Genomic DNA, 15,996 nt, shown 5'->3' with positions numbered 1-15,996 from the left:
TGACACATGGTCAAGGGCTGGCAAAATCTCTGTTCCCGGGCAGCCCCGCAGGCCCTTCAGTTCCTCCGCAGCAGCCTGGTCGCCCCCGCCGCCACCGTCGTCGCGAGCACCCAGCCGAGCAGGATCAGGATGGCCGCGAACCACTGCCAGCCGCCGCGCAACTGCCAGTAGCTGTCCTGGCCGAGGTTGATGACCGGGAGCAGCAGGTCGAGGGAGAAGAGCGCGGGGTTCCAGTTCGGGTGCTCGCCCGGTTTGATCGCCGGGTGGTCGGCGCGGGCGAAGGCCACCGCGCTCACCGCCCAGAGCACCGCCATCCACAGGGCGGCACGTCCTGGCCGGTAGCCGTAGGCCACCGTCCAGTCCTGGGCGAAGCCCCAGAGCTTCGCCGCCAGCGGCAGGGTCTCGCGGCGTCGGCGCTGCTTGGCGAGCAGGACCTCGCGGGCGTCGGCGTCCTCGCCGCCGTTGCGCAGGACGGCGGCCAGCTTCTCGTACGGCTCTGGGTTGTACTCGGCGGTCGCGGCCGCCACCCAGGCAAGGCGCCGGGCGAGCGGGAAGCTGCCCTGCGGGACGAGGTTCTCGTAGCTGAAGCCGCCCATCTGGAGGCCGCCGGGGCCCGGCCAGCTGGTCGACTTGTCGATGAGGTTGACGACCTTGGCGCCGGACAGAATGATCTTGCCGCGCTGCGGGGCCTCGCCGAGGAAGCGCAGCTCGGGGGTCTGGACGCGGCGCAGCGACACCTCCTGGTCGTTCTCCAGGGTGAAGCGCGCCTGGGCCAGGTCGACGGCGTCCCCGAAGCGCCCGTCGTCGAGCCTGATGCCGCCCTGGCACTCGAAGCGCTGCACGCGGGTGCCGCGCGGGGGAGTGGTGCCGCTGGTCATGGGGGGATCGCCGAGGGCGGCGGGCGTCATGTAGAGGGTGCGTTCCACGGTCATCTGCGGGGCGTTGAGCGCCCGCTGGCCGTACGGATTGGCGAGCTTGCTGCCGCGCAGGCTGAAGGAGACGCCGATCTTCGCGCCGCGCAGGCTCAGCTGGCCGTGCGACTCCATCATCTCGGCCTGCAGGTCCTGCCCGACCGAGAGTCCGTCGCCCATGATCGAGTTGCCGCGCCGGTCGCGGTAGATCACGGCCTGGTTGATCAGCAGGTCGGTGCCGATCTGGGCGTCCGTGAGCCGCATGCCGTTGTGGATCCGGCAGCGCGGCAGATGCAGGTCGCCCTCCGTGTGCAGGCGGGCCGCCTCCACGCGCGGGATCGAGCAGTTGACGAGCCGCAGAGTGGTGAACTTGGCCTCGGGGACCAGTACTTCCTTCTCGAAGCGGCAGTGCTTCAGCTCGGCGTAGGGCAGGACCTCGCCGCCCGCCAGATCGAGCACGTCCGTGATCTGGAGGCCCGAGAGCTTGAGCGAGGAGACCCGGCCGGAGAGCGCGGGCGGCCCCTCCAGGAGCAGCCAGCACACGATGCGGGCGCGCACGCTGCGCTCCGGACCCCAGGGGTGGCCGCCGTGCGGATCGTCCGCCATCGCGTCCCCCGACCGGAGGTCGTACACGCTGCCGTTGCGAAAGGCCTGCCACATGCCGATCTCGGCGGCGGTCAGCCCGTCCGGCGGATCACCGATGCCGGTGTCGTCGACCACTGCTGTTGTCCTCCCCGTACTGCGATCCCGTGCCGCGTGCTGGTCCTGCGATGCGCCCTGGTCTCGTACACCTGTTTCATGCCCGCTCAGTGACGGGCTGAACGCTAGTGGTGAACGAGGTCTTCCGGGATCCATATCAGCCAGTGATACGGCGTTCGGCCGGGAATCAGGGTCTGAGAGAATTGGCCATGTGATCTCCCGAATCGATCTGCGCGGCGACGCCCTCCCCGAGGGCCCCGCCCTGCGCGCCCTGCTGCCCCGTGCCGACTTCGACGTCGCGGCCGCCCTGGAGAAGGTGCGGCCCATCTGCGAGGACGTGCATCATCGTGGCGACGCGGCGCTGATCGAATACGCGGAGAAGTTCGACGGAGTACGACTGACGCAGGTCCGTGTCCCCGCCACCGCCATCGCCGAGGCCCTGACCGGCCTCGACCCGGTCGTGCGCGAGGCCCTGGAGGAGTCGATCCGCCGCGCCCGCATCGTCCACCGCGAGCAGCGCCGCGCCCCGCACACCACCCAGGTCGTGCCCGGCGGCTCGGTCACCGAGAAGTGGGTGCCGGTCGAGCGCGTCGGGCTCTACGCCCCCGGCGGCCGCTCCGTCTACCCCTCCTCCGTGATCATGAACGCGGTCCCGGCGCAGGAGGCGGGCGTCGCGTCGATGGCGCTCGCGTCGCCGCCGCAGAGCGACTTCGACGGCCTTCCGCACCCGACGATCCTGGCCGCCTGCGCCCTCCTCGGCATCGACGAGGTGTACGCGGTCGGCGGCGCCCAGGCCGTCGCGATGTTCGCGTACGGCACCGAGACCTGCGCCCCGGCCAACATGGTCACCGGGCCCGGCAACATCTGGGTCGCGGCCGCCAAGCGCTACTTCACCGGGCGCATCGGCATCGACACCGAGGCCGGACCGACCGAGATCGCGGTCCTCGCCGACGACACGGCCGACGCCGTGCACGTCGCGTCCGACCTGATCAGCCAGGCCGAGCACGACCCGCTCGCCGCCGCCGTGCTCGTCACCGACTCCCTCGCCCTGGCCGACGCCGTCGCCAAGGAGCTGGAGCCGCAGATCGCCGCGACCAAGCACGTCCAGGACCGGATCGTCCCCGCCCTGGAGGGCAGGCAGTCCGCGATCGTCCTGGTCGACGGCCTGGAGGAGGGCCTGCGCGTCGCCGACGCGTACGGCGCCGAGCACCTGGAGATCCAGACCGCGGACGCCGCCGCCGTCGCGGACCGCGTCAAGAACGCGGGCGCGATCTTCGTGGGCCCCTGGGCCCCCGTCTCGCTCGGCGACTACTGCGCGGGCTCCAACCACGTCCTGCCGACCGGCGGCTGCGCCTGCCACTCCTCGGGCCTGTCCGTGCAGTCGTTCCTGCGCGGCATCCACATCGTCGACTACACGCGCGACGCGCTCGCCGACGTCGCCCAGCACGTGGTGACGCTCGCCGAGGCCGAGGACCTGCCGGCGCACGGCGCGGCCGTCAAGGCGCGCTTCGGATGGAAGGTGCCTCAGACCAAGTGACCCACAACGCCTCTTTGTCCCCCTGGGACGAACTCCCCATCCGCGACGAACTGCGCGGCAAGTCCCCCTACGGCGCGCCCCAGCTCGACGTCCCCGTGCGTCTGAACACGAACGAGAACCCGTACCCGCTCCCCGAACCGCTCGTCGAGCGCATCGCCGAGCGGGTGCGCGAGGCGGCCCGCGACCTCAACCGCTACCCCGACCGCGACGCGGTCGAGCTGCGCACCGAGCTCGCGCGCTACCTCACGAAGACCGGCGGCCACGAGGTCTCCCTCGCGAACGTGTGGGCGGCCAACGGCTCGAACGAAGTGATCCAGCAGCTCCTGCAGACCTTCGGCGGTCCAGGACGCACCGCCATCGGCTTCGAGCCCTCGTACTCGATGCACGGCCTCATCGCGCGCGGCACCGGCACGGGCTGGATCTCGGGCCCCCGCGGCGACGACTTCACCATCGACGTCGAGGCGGCCACGAAGGCCATCGCCGAGAACCAGCCCGACGTCGTCTTCATCACCACGCCCAACAACCCCACGGGCAACGCCGTCTCGGCGCAGACGGTCCTCGCGCTCTACGAAGCCGCGCAGGCCGCCAAGCCGTCGATGGTCGTGATCGACGAGGCGTACGTGGAGTTCAGCCACGGCGACTCGCTGCTCCCGCTGCTCGCGGGGCGCCCGAACCTGGTCGTCTCCCGCACGATGTCGAAGGCCTTCGGCGCGGCCGGGCTGCGCCTGGGCTACCTCGCCGCGGACCCCGCGGTGGTCGACGCCGTGCAGCTCGTCCGGCTGCCGTACCACCTGTCGGCCGTCACGCAGGCCACCGCGCTTGCCGCCCTGGAGCACACCGACACGCTCCTGAAGTACGTCGAGCAGCTGAAGCAGGAGCGCGACCGGCTGGTGAGCGAGCTGCGGGCGATCGGCTACGAGGTGACCGACTCCGACGCCAACTTCGTCCAGTTCGGGCGATTCGACGGCGAAGGGGCCGCCCACGCGGTCTGGCAGCGGATCCTCGACCGGGGCGTCCTGGTCCGGGACAACGGAGTGCCGGGCTGGCTGCGGGTCAGCGCGGGAACCCCCGAAGAGAACGACGCGTTCCTCGATGCGGTACGCGAACTGAAGAAGGAGCAGCAGGCATGAGCCGCGTTGGACGGGTCGAACGGACCACCAAGGAGACGTCGGTCCTCGTCGAGATCGATCTCGACGGCACCGGCAAGGTCGAGGTGTCGACGGGTGTCGGCTTCTACGACCACATGCTCGACCAGCTCGGCCGCCACGGCCTCTTCGACCTCACGGTCAAGACCGAGGGCGACCTGCACATCGACACCCACCACACCATCGAGGACACCGCCCTCGCCCTGGGCGCCGCCTTCAAGCAGGCGCTCGGCGACAAGGTGGGCATCTACCGCTTCGGCAACTGCACGGTCCCGCTCGACGAGTCGCTCGCCCAGGTGACCGTCGACCTCAGCGGCCGTCCGTACCTCGTGCACACCGAGCCCGAGACGATGGCGCCGATGATCGGCACGTACGACACGACGATGACCCGGCACATCCTGGAGTCCTTCGTCGCGCAGGCCCAGATCGCCCTGCACGTCCACGTGCCCTACGGCCGCAACGCCCACCACATCGTGGAGTGCCAGTTCAAGGCCCTGGCCCGCGCCCTGCGTTACGCCTCCGAGCGTGACCCGCGCGCCGCAGGCATCCTTCCCTCCACGAAGGGCGCGCTGTAAAGCCATGACCGGTCTGACCACCATCCTGATCGTCGTCGGTCTCTTCCTGATCGGCGGCATCATCTCCTTCGTCAAGCAGGGGATGCCCAAGAGCCTGATCACGCTGCTCTCCATCGGCGCGGCCATGTGCATCGTCGCCGGGGTCATGCGGCTCGACTACTGGAACTGAGGGGAGCTGATCCACGTATGACCGCTCCCAAGAAGGTCGTCGTCTTCGACTACGGCTTCGGGAACGTCCGTTCCGCCGAGCGCGCCCTCGCACGGGCCGGCGCGGACGTCGAGATCACCCGTGACTACGACAAGGCCATGGCCGCCGACGGCCTCCTCGTCCCCGGTGTGGGCGCCTTCGCCGCCTGCATGCAGGGGCTCAAGGAGGCGCGCGGCGACTGGATCGTGGGCCGCAGGCTCGCGGGCGGCCGCCCGGTGATGGGCATCTGCGTCGGCATGCAGATCCTCTTCGCGCGCGGCATCGAGCACGACGTGGAGGCCGAGGGCCTCGACGAGTGGCCCGGCACCGTCGAGCCGCTGAAGGCCGAGATCGTCCCGCACATGGGCTGGAACACGGTCCAGGCGCCGGACGACTCCCAGCTGTTCGCGGGCCTCGACGACGAAGCCCGCTACTACTTCGTGCACTCGTACGCCGTGCACCACTGGGACTTCGAGGTCGGCAACCCCGCCTTCCGCGCGCCCAAGGTCGCCTGGACCACGCACGGCGAGCCCTTCGTGGCCGCCGTCGAGAACGGCGCGCTGTGGGCCACGCAGTTCCACCCCGAGAAGTCCGGCGACGCCGGCGCCCAGCTCCTCACCAACTGGATCGGAACCCTCTAGGAATGTCAGGGACCTCTGTGAGCAAGCTCGAACTCCTTCCCGCCGTCGACGTCCGCGACGGCCAGGCCGTACGCCTCGTCCACGGCGAGTCCGGCTCTGAGACCTCCTACGGCTCCCCGCTGGAGGCCGCCCTCTCCTGGCAGCGGTCGGGCGCCGAGTGGCTGCACCTGGTCGACCTGGACGCCGCGTTCGGCACCGGCGACAACCGCGCGCTCATCGCCGAGGTCGCGGGCGCCATGGACATCAAGGTCGAGCTGTCCGGCGGCATCCGCGACGACGCGTCCCTGGAGGCCGCGCTCGCCACCGGCTGCACGCGCGTGAACCTCGGCACGGCCGCCCTGGAGACCCCGGAGTGGGTCGCCAAGATCATCGCGTCGCACGGTGACAAGATCGCCGTCGGCCTCGATGTCCGCGGGACCACCCTCCGTGGCCGCGGCTGGACCCGCGACGGCGGCGACCTCTACGAGACGCTGGCGCGCCTCGACTCCGAGGGCTGCGCCCGCTACGTCGTCACCGACATCGCCAAGGACGGCACGCTGCAGGGCCCGAACCTGGAGCTCCTGCGCAACGTCTGCGCGGCCACGGACCGCCCGGTGGTGGCTTCCGGCGGCGTCTCGTCCCTGGACGACCTGCGCGCGATCGCCGAGCTCGTCCCGCAGGGCGTCGAGGGCGCGATCGTCGGCAAGGCGCTGTACGCGAAGGCCTTCACCCTCGAAGAGGCCCTCGCCGCGGTGGCGACGTCATGAGCAACCACCTTGTCCGCCGGGTGAGCTCGGGCGGACCGTGGGAGGAAGCCATCGGCTACTCCCGCGCGGTCGAGCTCCCCAACGGCCTCGTCCTGGTGTCGGGCTGCACGTCGGTGGTGGACGGCGTCATAGACGCCGGGACCCCCTACGAGCAGGCGGCCAACGCCTTCCACGTCGCCGTCGAGGCCCTGAAGAAGCTGGGCCTCGGCCGGGAGCACGTCGTACGCACCCGCATGTACCTGACCCACGCACGGGACGTGGAGGAGGTCGGCCGGGCCCACAAGGAGCTCTTCGACGACGTCCGCCCGGCCGCGACGATGCTCATCGTCTCCGGCTTCATCGACCCGAGCCTGGTCGTCGAGGTCGAGGTCGAGGCGTACGGTCCGCGCGCACGGGACGGTGCCGAATGACCCTCTCCGTACGCGTCATCCCCTGCCTGGACGTGGACAACGGCCGGGTCGTCAAGGGCGTCAACTTCCAGAACCTGCGCGATGCGGGCGACCCCGTCGAGATGGCCAAGGTGTACGACGCCGAGGGCGCCGACGAGCTCACCTTCCTGGACATCACGGCGTCCTCGGGCAACCGCGAGACCACGTACGACGTGGTCCGCCGCACCGCCGAGCAGGTCTTCATCCCGCTCACGGTGGGCGGCGGCGTCCGCACGGCCGAGGACGTCGACAAGCTCCTGCGGGCCGGCGCGGACAAGGTGGGCGTGAACACGGCCGCCATCGCACGGCCGGAGCTGATCCGCGAGATCGCGGAGCGGTTCGGCCGCCAGGTGCTCGTCCTCTCGGTGGACGCGCGGCGCACCGCGTCCGGCAGCTTCGAGGTGACGACCCACGGCGGCCGCAAGTCCGCCGGGATCGACGCCGTCGAATGGGCCCACCAGGCCGCTGAGTTGGGCGCGGGCGAGATCCTCCTCAACTCGATGGACGCGGACGGCACCAAGGACGGCTACGACATCGAGATGATCGCGGCGGTACGGCGTCACGTCACCGTCCCCGTCATCGCGTCCGGCGGCGCGGGCCGCCTGGACCACTTCCCGCCCGCGATCGGCGCGGGCGCGGACGCGGTCCTCGCCGCTTCGGTCTTCCACTTCGGGGATCTGCGGATCGGCGAGGTCAAGGACACGCTGCGGGAGGCCGGACACCCCGTGCGCTGAGGCGTACCGCTGTGCGACGAGCCCTGGCCACCGGGTGGCCAGGGCTTATCGCTGCCCTGATGCGAAGGGAAAGTTGCGCAATTTATATTGCGCAAGTTTTCTTTTGTATCTACGGTCGGTGTATGGAAGACCAGCAGAAATCAGGCGAGCCACGCCGCATCACCGATCTCGGCACGCTCAAGGCACTGGGACATCCGTTGCGTCTGAGGGTGTATGGAGCGCTGCGGGTGTCGGGCCCGTCGACGGCGTCCCAGCTCGCCTCGCAGGTCGATGAGGCGGTCTCCCTCGTCAGCTACCACCTGCGCAAGCTCGCGGAGCACGGCCTCATCGAGGAGGCCGAGGTACAGAGCGGGGACGCGCGTGAGAGGTGGTGGCAGGCGGCCCAGGACAACCTGAGCTTCCGGCACGAGGACTTCAGGGACTCACCCGAAGGGGCGGCCACGCACGCGGCCGTCGTGCGCAGCCTGATCTCGTATCGCCGGGAGCAGTACGAGACCTATTTGGACCAGCAGGAGGCCTGGGGCGCCAGTTGGCGCATCGCAGCCGACCAGTCGGACTTCCTCGCCCGCCTGAACCCCGCCGAACTCACCCGCCTCAACGCCGAGATCCACGCCCTGGTCAAGACGTACGAGGAGCAGGGCAAGGCCGCCGAGGCCGCGGGCGACACCGAGGGGCGCGAGAACGTCGCCGTGCACCTGGCCAGCTTCCCCTTCCGGCTCTGAGAGGGCTGCCCCACATGACCACCACCGCCATACGCACGGCCCCCGCCACGGGAAGGCCCGCGCACAAGGACGGCAACGTCCTGCGCTGGCTCGGCGCCTACAGCGCGTCCGCGGTCGGCGACAACGTCTACTACCTGGCCCTGTCCTGGGCCGCGGTGCGGTCCGGGGGCCCCGCGCAGGCAGGCCTGGTGATGGCCGTGAGCGCCGTGCCGCGAGCGCTCCTGATGCTGGGCGGGGGAGTCGTCGCCGACCGCTTCGGGCCGCGCAAAGTCGTCATCGGCAGTGACGCGGTGCGGTGCGCGGCGGTGTTCGCGGTGGCGGGGCTGCTGGTCGTGGCGAGCCCCGGGGTGTGGCTGCTCGCCGCGCTGGGGCTGGTCTTCGGGACGGTCGACGCGCTGTTCATGCCCGCCGTCGGAGCGCTGCCCGCCCGCGTCACGGAACGGGACCAGCTGGCGCGGGTGCAGGGGATGCGGGGCCTGGTGGTCCGGCTCGCCAACGTCGTGGGCGCACCGCTCGGGGGTCTCGGGGTCGCGCTCGGCGGCTCCGCGGCGGCCTTCGGCATCGCGGGGGCGCTGTTCGCGGTGTCGCTGCCGCTGCTGATCTCCCTGCGGATGAAGGAGCTGCCGGACGACGGCAGGGCGGACAGACGGACCGCGTGGAACGAACTGGGCGACGGGCTGCGGTACATCCGGGGACATCGCGTTCTCGCACCCCTGATGGCGCTCGTCGCCCTGGCCGACCTGGGCTTCGTCGGGCCGCTGAACATCGGGCTCACCCTGCTGGCCGACGAGCGCGGATGGGGAGCTTCGGGGGTCGGTCTCGTCCTCGCCGGGTTCGGGGCGGGCGCCGGTCTCTCCGCGCTCTACCTGACGGTGCGGGGGAGGGTGCCGAGGGCCGGTCTCGTGCTGTCGGTGACGTGCCTCGCCGGAGCCGTGGGGGTGGGCGCCGTGGCGTACGTGCCCGTCCTCTGGGCCGCCGCGGGGGTCGCGTTGCTGGTGGGACTGCTGATCGGGCTGACGGGGGCGGTGTGCGCGGCGCTGGCGCAGACCGAGGCCGACCCGGCCTACGTGGGGCGGGTGACCTCGGTGGGCAGCCTCGTCAGCCTGGGCGTGGCACCGCTGACGTATCCGCTGACGGGCGTGGCCGTGGAGTCGTGGGGCACGGCGCCGGTGTTCACCGTGAGCGCGGCGGCGTGCGGGCTCGCCGGTCTGCTGGGGCTGTGCTCCCGCGGACTGCGCGAAGCGGAACTGCCCCGCTGAACCCGCGTACCGGAGACCGTCTACGCCCTTCCCTGCATCAGCTGCACCAGATTCCCCACCGTGTCGTCGAGCACCGCGGTGATCACCGGACCCTGCTTCTCGGGGCCGTGGGCGAACCGCACGCCCAGGCCGACGAGCCGTTCGTGCTCGGCCCGCACGTCGTCCACCCCGAGGACGATGCACGGGATGCCCGCCGCGTGCAGCGCCTTGCGGTAGGGCTCGGCGATGGGCCCCTCGCCCGGCTCCAGGAGCAGCTCCACGTCGTTGTGACCGCCCGCCGCCCCGACCGTCACGAAGGGCGTGCCACCGCCCGGCCACACGTGATGACGGGTCTCGAAGCCCAGGACGTCCGTGTAGAACGCGTGGGCTCTGTCCACGTCGTCCACGTACACCCCGGTCATCGCGACCCGGATCATCAGATGCCCAGTTGCTTCGTCTCGTGCAGCCTGGCGATCGCGTCCTTGTCGCCGTCCAGCTCGACGTTGGCCGCGTCCTGCCGCCCGTGCACGAACATCAGCAGCTCGGCGGGCTCGCCGGTCACCGTCACCACGGGAACGCCGCGGTGCGCCACCACCGTCTGGCCGTCGGGGCGCCGCAGGACCACGCCCACCGGCGCCTTGCGGCCCACCAGGCGGGCCATCCGCTCCAGGCGGGACCACAGGGCGTCCGAGAAGACCGGGTCGATCTCGCGCGGCGTCCAGTCGGGCCGGGCGCGCCGCACGTCCTCGGTGTGGACATAGAACTCGACGGCGTTCGACGCCTCGTCGATCTGCTTGAGGGAGAAGGGGGAGAAGCGCGGCGGTCCCGTCCGGATCAGCTGGATCAGTTCCTCGTACGGCTTCGCGGTGAACTCGGCCTGCACCCGCTCCAGGCGCGAGGCCAGCTGCTTGATGAGAAGCCCGCCCGCGGCGTCCGCGCGGCGCTCGCGGACCACCACATGGGCCGCGAGGTCACGGGTGTTCCAGCCGTCGCAGAGAGTGGGGGCATCTGGGCCCTCCGCCTCCAACAGATCGGCGAGGAGAAGTCGTTCACGCTTGGCATGGGTCGACATACCGTCCAGCCTACGACTCGGCATCCGGCCCGCCCAGTGGACACGGCCGGGCCGATGCCCGCGGGCGCGGCACAATGGCCCCATGACCGCCACGCCCCCGCCCAGCAGCCTCGACCCCGAGATCGCCGCCCGCCTCAAGCGCGGCGCCGACGGCCTCTTCCCCGCGATCGCCCAGCAGTACGACACCGGCGAGGTGCTGATGCTGGGCTGGATGGACGACGAGGCGCTGCACCGCACGCTCACCACGGGGCGCTGCACGTACTGGTCGCGCAGCCGTCAGGAGTACTGGGTCAAGGGCGACACGTCCGGCCACTTCCAGTACGTGAAGTCCGTGGCCCTGGACTGCGACGCGGACACCGTCCTGGTCCAGGTCGACCAGGTCGGCGCCGCCTGTCACACGGGCACCCGCACGTGCTTCGACGCCGACTCCCTCCCGGTCACCTTCACCGGCACCGAAGCGTGATCGTCTCGCCGTCCCGCAGCACGATGCGGGACGGGTCGCCGGCGACGGAGCGCCCGGCGACATCCGCGCGGCACTTCTCGCGTACGCCGCTCACGCCCCACTCCGTCATGAACTGACCCAGGGTGAAGTCGCGCCACTCCTCCGACTCCACGTGCAGGGTGCCGCTGGTGTCATGCGTGTGCAGGGGGCTGTAGCGGGGCTTCGGGCCCGAGCGGTCGATGCCGATGTCCGCGGGGACCGTGACGGGGCTGGCCCCCGAGTACACCTTCAGGGTGGTGTGGATGTGCATGTCCATCGCCTCGGAGTCGAGCATCTCCAGGCCGGCGGCGCGGACCCGCTCGGGCACGTTCTTGGGGGCGGGCCACACCACGGGCTCGGGAGCGGCGGCCGCCGCGAACGCGGTCGAGGCGAGGAGGAGGGCGAAGGCGGGCAGCATACGGCGGTCGGTCATCGTCCCGTTCTAGTGGCCCGAGTTCCGCCTGGTGGTCCGCGACACCGTCGGCCACCCGCACGGCCGTAAGCTCCTCCCATGGATCTCGAGACCTTCCGCAAGCTCGCGAGCGACCGCCGTGTGATCCCCGTCAGCCGCAGGCTCCTCGCGGACGGCGACACTCCCGTCGGGCTGTACCGCAAGCTCGCCGCAGAGCGGCCCGGCACGTTCCTCCTGGAGTCCGCGGAGAACGGCCGGTCCTGGTCTCGCTACTCCTTCGTCGGAGTCCGCAGCGCCGCCACCCTCACCAGCCGGAATGGCGAGGCCCACTGGCTGGGCACCCCGCCCGTCGGCGTCCCCACCTCCGGTGACCCGCTCGACGCCCTGCGCGCCACCGTCGAGGCCCTGCACACCCCGCGCGACCTGGCGTCCGGGATGCCGCCCTTCACCGGAGGGATGGTCGGCTACCTCGGCTACGACATCGTGCGGCGCCTGGAGAAGATCGGCCCCGGCGAGCGGGACGACCTCAAACTGCCCGAGCTGACCATGCTGCTCACCAGCGACCTCGCCGTCCTCGACCACTGGGACGGGTCCGTGCTCCTGATCGCCAACGCGATCAACCACAACGACCTGGAGACGGGCGTCGACGAGGCGTACGCCGACGCGGTGGCCCGGCTCGACGCCATGGAGGCCGACCTGTCGCGGGCCGTCTCCCAGCCCCCGGCGGCCCTGCCGCCCTCCGAGCTCCCCGAGTACACCGCGCTGTGGGGCGGCGAGCAGTACCAGGAAGCCGTCGAGGACATCAAGGAGCGCATCCGCGCGGGCGAGGCCTTCCAGGTCGTCCCCTCGCAGCGCTTCGAAACCCCTTGCGCGGCAAGCGCGTTGGACGTCTACCGCGTGCTGCGGGCCACCAACCCGTCGCCGTACATGTACCTCTTCCGGCTCGACGGATTCGACGTCGTCGGGTCGTCGCCCGAGGCCCTCGTCAAGGTCGAGGACGGCCGCGCCATGGTGCACCCCATCGCGGGCACCCGGCCGCGCGGCGCGACCCCGCAGGAGGACCAGGCCCTCGCCGACGAGCTGCTCGCCGACCCCAAGGAGCGGGCCGAACACCTGATGCTCGTCGACCTGGGCCGCAACGACCTGGGGCGCGTCTGCGAGCCCGGCTCGGTCGAGGTCGTCGACTTCATGTCCATCGAGCGGTACTCCCACGTCATGCACATCGTGTCGACGGTCACCGGCCAGGTCGCCGAGGGCCGCACCGCCTTCGACGTCCTCACCGCCTGCTTCCCCGCGGGCACCCTCTCCGGCGCCCCCAAGCCGCGCGCGATGCAGATCATCGACGAACTGGAACCCTCCCGGCGCGGCCTGTACGGCGGCTGTGTCGGGTATCTCGACTTCGCGGGCGACTCCGACACCGCCATCGCCATCCGGACCGCGCTCCTGCGCGACGGCACGGCGTACGTCCAGGCCGGAGCCGGGGTCGTCGCCGACTCCGACCCGGTGGCCGAGGACACCGAGTGCCGCAACAAGGCGGCGGCGGTCCTGCGGGCCATCCACACGGCGAACCGGCTGCATCGCCCCGATGGACGTGAGGGATAGTGGAGGGGTGACTTCTGCCGTACCTCCGCCCCGCACCCAGGCCGCCGACGCCGCCGATGCCGACGCCGAGCCCGAGACCCGGGCCCAGCGCAGCGGCCGGCGCAGCATCGCCGTCGCCCTGCTGTTCGGCGCGGTCGGCGCGGCCCTCGCGTTGCTCGCGTCCCGCCAGACCTGGGCCAACGGCACCGTTTCGGTGGCGGGCGGCGACCTGCCGCTGAGCGCCACGGGCAGCGATGTCACGGGCGTGCCCGCGGCCCTCGCGATAGTGGGCCTCGCCGCGCTCGTCGCCGTCTTCGCCGTCCGCAGGGCCGGACGGATGCTCGTCTCGCTGCTGCTCGCGCTGAGCGGCGCGGGCACCGTGGCCGCCGCCCTCCTCGCCGCGGACGACAGCGGCGCGCTCGACGAGAAGGCCGCCGAGGCCTCCGGCGACGCCGCCGCCACGATCGGTGATCTCAGCCACACGGCCTGGCCGTACGCGGCGGCCGCCGCGGGCGCGCTCATCATGATCGCCGGGCTGCTCGCCCTGACGTACGGCCGCAACTGGCCCGCGATGTCGGGACGCTACGAACGCGACGGCGCCCCGCGCCCGCGCAAGGCGCCGGCCAAGGTCGACCCGGACCGTCCCGAGGACCTGTGGAAGGCTCTCGACCGCGGCGAGGACCCGACGCGCGAGGCATGACCCCGCGCTCATGGCACATGCGCGAGTACGGGACAATGGAGCGGTGAGCGTTCGGCTCACCCCACGCACCACCACCACGCACACAGCAACGAGGAGCAAGTCATGGCGGGCACGAGCCACGGACACACCCCGGCCGCCTGGACCGGTGTCATCATCGCCTTCATCGGTTTCTGCGTTTCGGGTGCCTTCATGGTGATGGCCAATCCGCTGGGCTTCTGGGCCGGCATGGTCATCGTCGTCGCGGGCGGCGTCGTGGGCATGGCCATGCGTGCCGCGGGCCTCGGCCAGGCCAAGCGCAGCCCGCAGCCGCAGCGGGGCCAGCTCGCGCACTCCGAGGGCTGAGTCCCACCGGCGTACGAGGAGGCGGTCCGGCAGGTGCCGGGACCGCCTCCTCTCGCGTTTCCCCGCCGGGCAAAGGCCGCCGCCGAAGGGCACAATGCATCGGGTGAACGCTGAACCCGAGAGCGCGGCACCACCCGCAGGACCCGCACTGCGGCGCCTCGTCGTGCCCGTCGGCGTGCTCGGCTCCGTGATCGCCGCCTTCGCCTACGTCGGGACGGTCGACCCGAACGATCCCGGCCACTACCCCGCCTGCCCGCTGCTGCAGCTCACCGGCGTCTTCTGCCCCGGCTGCGGCGGTCTGCGCAGCGCGCACGCCTTCATCCACGGCGACCTCGTCACGGCACTCGGCGCCAACGCCCTGGCCGTCGTCGGGTACGGCGTCTTCGCGGTCCTGTGGACCCTCTGGGCGGCCCGCGCGGTGCGCGGACGACGTCTGCGGATCGAGTTGGGGTCCGCACAGCTGTACGGGCTCGGGGTGCTGATCGCGCTTTTCACCCTCGTGCGCAATCTGCCGTTCGGGGCATGGCTACATCCCTGAATGCCGAGAAAGCCCAGGCAGCGGGCCCGGCGGGTGTCCAGGACGTGGGACTGGCGTCAACCGGATGCGGGGCCTTCGCCCTCCTGCGGATACCATCGCAGTGACCATCGGAATGCCGGATGAGGCAGCCGAACAGCTTGAGGTGCAAACAGCAGCTTCACCGTCAGGGAAGGGGGCCGCTCGCGTGAGTGTGCTCGACGAGATCATCGACGGAGTCCGTGCCGACCTCGCGGAACGGCAGGCGCGCGTCAGCCTCGACGAGCTCAAGGAGCGCGCGGCGAAGGCTCCTGCGGCCAAGGACGGGGTCGCCGCGCTGCGTGGCGACGGCGTCAAGGTCATCTGTGAGGTCAAGCGCTCCAGCCCGTCCAAGGGCGCGCTCGCCGCGATCGCCGACCCGGCCGGGCTCGCCGCCGACTACGAGGCGGGCGGCGCGGCCGTCATCTCCGTGCTCACCGAGGAGCGCCGCTTCGGCGGTTCGCTCGCCGACCTGGAGGCCGTCCGGGCCAAGGTCGACATCCCGGTGCTCCGCAAGGACTTCATCGTCACCTCGTACCAGCTGTGGGAGGCGCGGGCGTACGGCGCCGACCTCGCCCTGCTGATCGTGGCCGCCCTGGAGCAGCCCGCCCTCGAGTCGCTCATCGAGCGCGCCCATTCGATCGGCCTCTCGCCGATCGTCGAGGTGCACGACGAGGACGAGGCCGAGCGGGCCGTGGACGCGGGCGCGCGGATCATCGGCGTGAACAACCGCGACCTCAAGACCCTGAAGGTCGACCGCTCCACCTTCGAGCGCGTCGCCCCCGAGCTGCCGGACAACGTCGTCAAGATCGCCGAGTCCGGTGTGCGCGGGCCGCACGACCTCATCGCGTTCGCCAACGCGGGCGCCGACGCGGTGCTCGTCGGGGAGTCCCTGGTCACCGGCCGCGACCCGAAGGGCGCGGTCTCCGACCTCGTCGCCGCGGGCGCGCACCCCGCCCTGCGGCACGGACGGAGCTGACCCCGCCCATGTCCATCGCCGTCCGCCTCGCACCCGGTTGCCGCCCTCGCGGCTGCCGGGCGCCGGCACGGCGTGTGCATGGCCGCAGGGTGCGGTACGTCATCGGTGACGAACCCGGCCAGGTCAACGGCATGCGATGGCAGGGCGGCGCCTGACGCCGCCAGAGCTGAGACGTGCCCCTTAAGGGGCACGGGGAACTGCGCGATCAGCCCACGACGGGCAGTAGTCGCGAGATCACCTCAACCAGCAATGGCGCCAGGGCGTACCCATGCCAGACGTCCATCCCAGACCGGGGGCTCTGTAACGCCCCAGG

20 protein-coding genes are annotated in these 15,996 nt (G+C 71.5%); 16 read left to right on the top strand and 4 right to left on the bottom strand.

The window, feature by feature from the left end; all coding sequences use genetic code 11:
- Positions 1-56 precede the first annotated feature (56 nt).
- Positions 57-1,631: an oxidoreductase gene (locus tag AB0I66_RS14720; RefSeq protein ID WP_363208201.1), complete on the bottom strand. Its 1,575-nt coding sequence runs from the start codon at positions 1,629-1,631 to the stop codon at positions 57-59.
- Between the two features lie 190 nt (positions 1,632-1,821).
- Here AB0I66_RS14720 and hisD point away from each other — a divergent pair, with 190 nt between their 5' ends.
- From hisD to AB0I66_RS14670, 10 genes are all read left to right on the top strand, one after another.
- On the top strand, positions 1,822-3,147 hold the full coding sequence (hisD, locus tag AB0I66_RS14715) for a histidinol dehydrogenase (RefSeq protein WP_363208200.1): 1,326 nt from the start codon (positions 1,822-1,824) through the stop codon (positions 3,145-3,147).
- Between the two features lie 14 nt (positions 3,148-3,161).
- Complete coding sequence (locus tag AB0I66_RS14710) at positions 3,162-4,277, top strand: histidinol-phosphate transaminase (RefSeq protein ID WP_363208678.1); 1,116 nt, start codon at positions 3,162-3,164, stop codon at positions 4,275-4,277.
- Positions 4,274-4,867 (top strand): imidazoleglycerol-phosphate dehydratase HisB, encoded by a 594-nt coding sequence (hisB, locus tag AB0I66_RS14705; RefSeq protein WP_135330188.1) that lies wholly within the window; start codon positions 4,274-4,276, stop codon positions 4,865-4,867. Before AB0I66_RS14710 ends, hisB begins: the two co-directional genes overlap by 4 nt.
- 4 nt (positions 4,868-4,871) lie before the next feature.
- Entirely contained in the window at positions 4,872-5,036 is a 165-nt protein-coding gene (locus AB0I66_RS14700; protein WP_363208199.1) for a hypothetical protein, read from the top strand.
- Positions 5,037-5,053: 17 nt separating this feature from the next.
- On the top strand, positions 5,054-5,695 hold the full coding sequence (gene hisH / locus AB0I66_RS14695) for an imidazole glycerol phosphate synthase subunit HisH (RefSeq protein WP_363208198.1): 642 nt from the start codon (positions 5,054-5,056) through the stop codon (positions 5,693-5,695).
- Positions 5,696-5,712: 17 nt separating this feature from the next.
- Positions 5,713-6,441 (top strand): bifunctional 1-(5-phosphoribosyl)-5-((5-phosphoribosylamino)methylideneamino)imidazole-4-carboxamide isomerase/phosphoribosylanthranilate isomerase PriA, encoded by a 729-nt coding sequence (priA, locus tag AB0I66_RS14690; protein WP_363208677.1) that lies wholly within the window; start codon positions 5,713-5,715, stop codon positions 6,439-6,441.
- Positions 6,438-6,851 carry a RidA family protein gene (locus tag AB0I66_RS14685; protein WP_363208197.1) on the top strand — a complete coding sequence of 138 codons (414 nt, stop codon included), beginning with the start codon at positions 6,438-6,440 and terminating at the stop codon, positions 6,849-6,851. Before priA ends, AB0I66_RS14685 begins: the two co-directional genes overlap by 4 nt.
- The gene (gene hisF / locus AB0I66_RS14680) at positions 6,848-7,603 is read left to right on the top strand and encodes an imidazole glycerol phosphate synthase subunit HisF (protein WP_363208196.1); all 756 of its coding nucleotides are present in this window, start codon (positions 6,848-6,850) and stop codon (positions 7,601-7,603) included. The genes AB0I66_RS14685 and hisF overlap by 4 nt, the downstream gene beginning before the upstream one ends.
- A 122-nt stretch (positions 7,604-7,725) precedes the next feature.
- The gene (locus tag AB0I66_RS14675; protein WP_363208195.1) at positions 7,726-8,325 is read left to right on the top strand and encodes a helix-turn-helix domain-containing protein; all 600 of its coding nucleotides are present in this window, start codon (positions 7,726-7,728) and stop codon (positions 8,323-8,325) included.
- A gap of 14 nt (positions 8,326-8,339) precedes the next feature.
- Positions 8,340-9,584, top strand: a complete 1,245-nt coding sequence (locus tag AB0I66_RS14670; protein WP_363208194.1) for an MFS transporter — start codon at positions 8,340-8,342, stop codon at positions 9,582-9,584.
- Positions 9,585-9,604: 20 nt separating this feature from the next.
- On the opposite strand, the gene AB0I66_RS14665 is transcribed toward AB0I66_RS14670, so the two are convergent.
- Both AB0I66_RS14665 and AB0I66_RS14660 read right to left on the bottom strand, forming a co-directional pair.
- Positions 9,605-10,000, bottom strand: coding sequence for a VOC family protein (locus AB0I66_RS14665; protein ID WP_363208193.1), 396 nt, complete (start codon positions 9,998-10,000; stop codon positions 9,605-9,607).
- On the bottom strand, positions 10,000-10,635 hold the full coding sequence (locus AB0I66_RS14660) for a TIGR03085 family metal-binding protein (protein WP_363208192.1): 636 nt from the start codon (positions 10,633-10,635) through the stop codon (positions 10,000-10,002). Before AB0I66_RS14660 ends, AB0I66_RS14665 begins: the two co-directional genes overlap by 1 nt.
- An 82-nt stretch (positions 10,636-10,717) precedes the next feature.
- Here AB0I66_RS14660 and hisI point away from each other — a divergent pair, with 82 nt between their 5' ends.
- Positions 10,718-11,098, top strand: coding sequence for a phosphoribosyl-AMP cyclohydrolase (gene hisI, locus AB0I66_RS14655; RefSeq protein ID WP_363208191.1), 381 nt, complete (start codon positions 10,718-10,720; stop codon positions 11,096-11,098).
- On the opposite strand, the gene AB0I66_RS14650 is transcribed toward hisI, so the two are convergent.
- Positions 11,079-11,549: a hypothetical protein gene (locus AB0I66_RS14650; RefSeq protein ID WP_363208190.1), complete on the bottom strand. Its 471-nt coding sequence runs from the start codon at positions 11,547-11,549 to the stop codon at positions 11,079-11,081. The genes hisI and AB0I66_RS14650 overlap by 20 nt on opposite strands.
- A gap of 78 nt (positions 11,550-11,627) precedes the next feature.
- Here AB0I66_RS14650 and AB0I66_RS14645 point away from each other — a divergent pair, with 78 nt between their 5' ends.
- The 5 genes from AB0I66_RS14645 to trpC all read left to right on the top strand — a co-directional run bounded on the left by AB0I66_RS14645 (position 11,628) and on the right by trpC (position 15,683).
- Entirely contained in the window at positions 11,628-13,130 is a 1,503-nt protein-coding gene (locus AB0I66_RS14645) for an anthranilate synthase component I (RefSeq protein WP_363208189.1), read from the top strand.
- A 7-nt stretch (positions 13,131-13,137) separates the two neighbouring features.
- Positions 13,138-13,809, top strand: coding sequence for a TIGR02234 family membrane protein (locus AB0I66_RS14640; protein ID WP_363208188.1), 672 nt, complete (start codon positions 13,138-13,140; stop codon positions 13,807-13,809).
- Between the two features lie 102 nt (positions 13,810-13,911).
- Positions 13,912-14,151 (top strand): HGxxPAAW family protein, encoded by a 240-nt coding sequence (locus AB0I66_RS14635; RefSeq protein ID WP_363208187.1) that lies wholly within the window; start codon positions 13,912-13,914, stop codon positions 14,149-14,151.
- A 94-nt stretch (positions 14,152-14,245) separates the two neighbouring features.
- A complete protein-coding gene (locus tag AB0I66_RS14630; RefSeq protein ID WP_363208186.1) occupies positions 14,246-14,689 on the top strand; it encodes a DUF2752 domain-containing protein in 444 nt (147 codons plus the stop codon).
- Between the two features lie 184 nt (positions 14,690-14,873).
- On the top strand, positions 14,874-15,683 hold the full coding sequence (trpC, locus tag AB0I66_RS14625; protein WP_363208185.1) for an indole-3-glycerol phosphate synthase TrpC: 810 nt from the start codon (positions 14,874-14,876) through the stop codon (positions 15,681-15,683).
- Positions 15,684-15,996 lie beyond the last annotated feature (313 nt).

This window comes from Streptomyces sp. NPDC050439 (genome assembly GCF_040655335.1).
In the GTDB taxonomy this organism is placed as follows: Bacteria; Actinomycetota; Actinomycetes; order Streptomycetales; family Streptomycetaceae; genus Streptomyces.
Note: the sequence above shows the minus strand (reverse complement) of the source record. Positions and strands in the feature narration are given on the sequence as shown.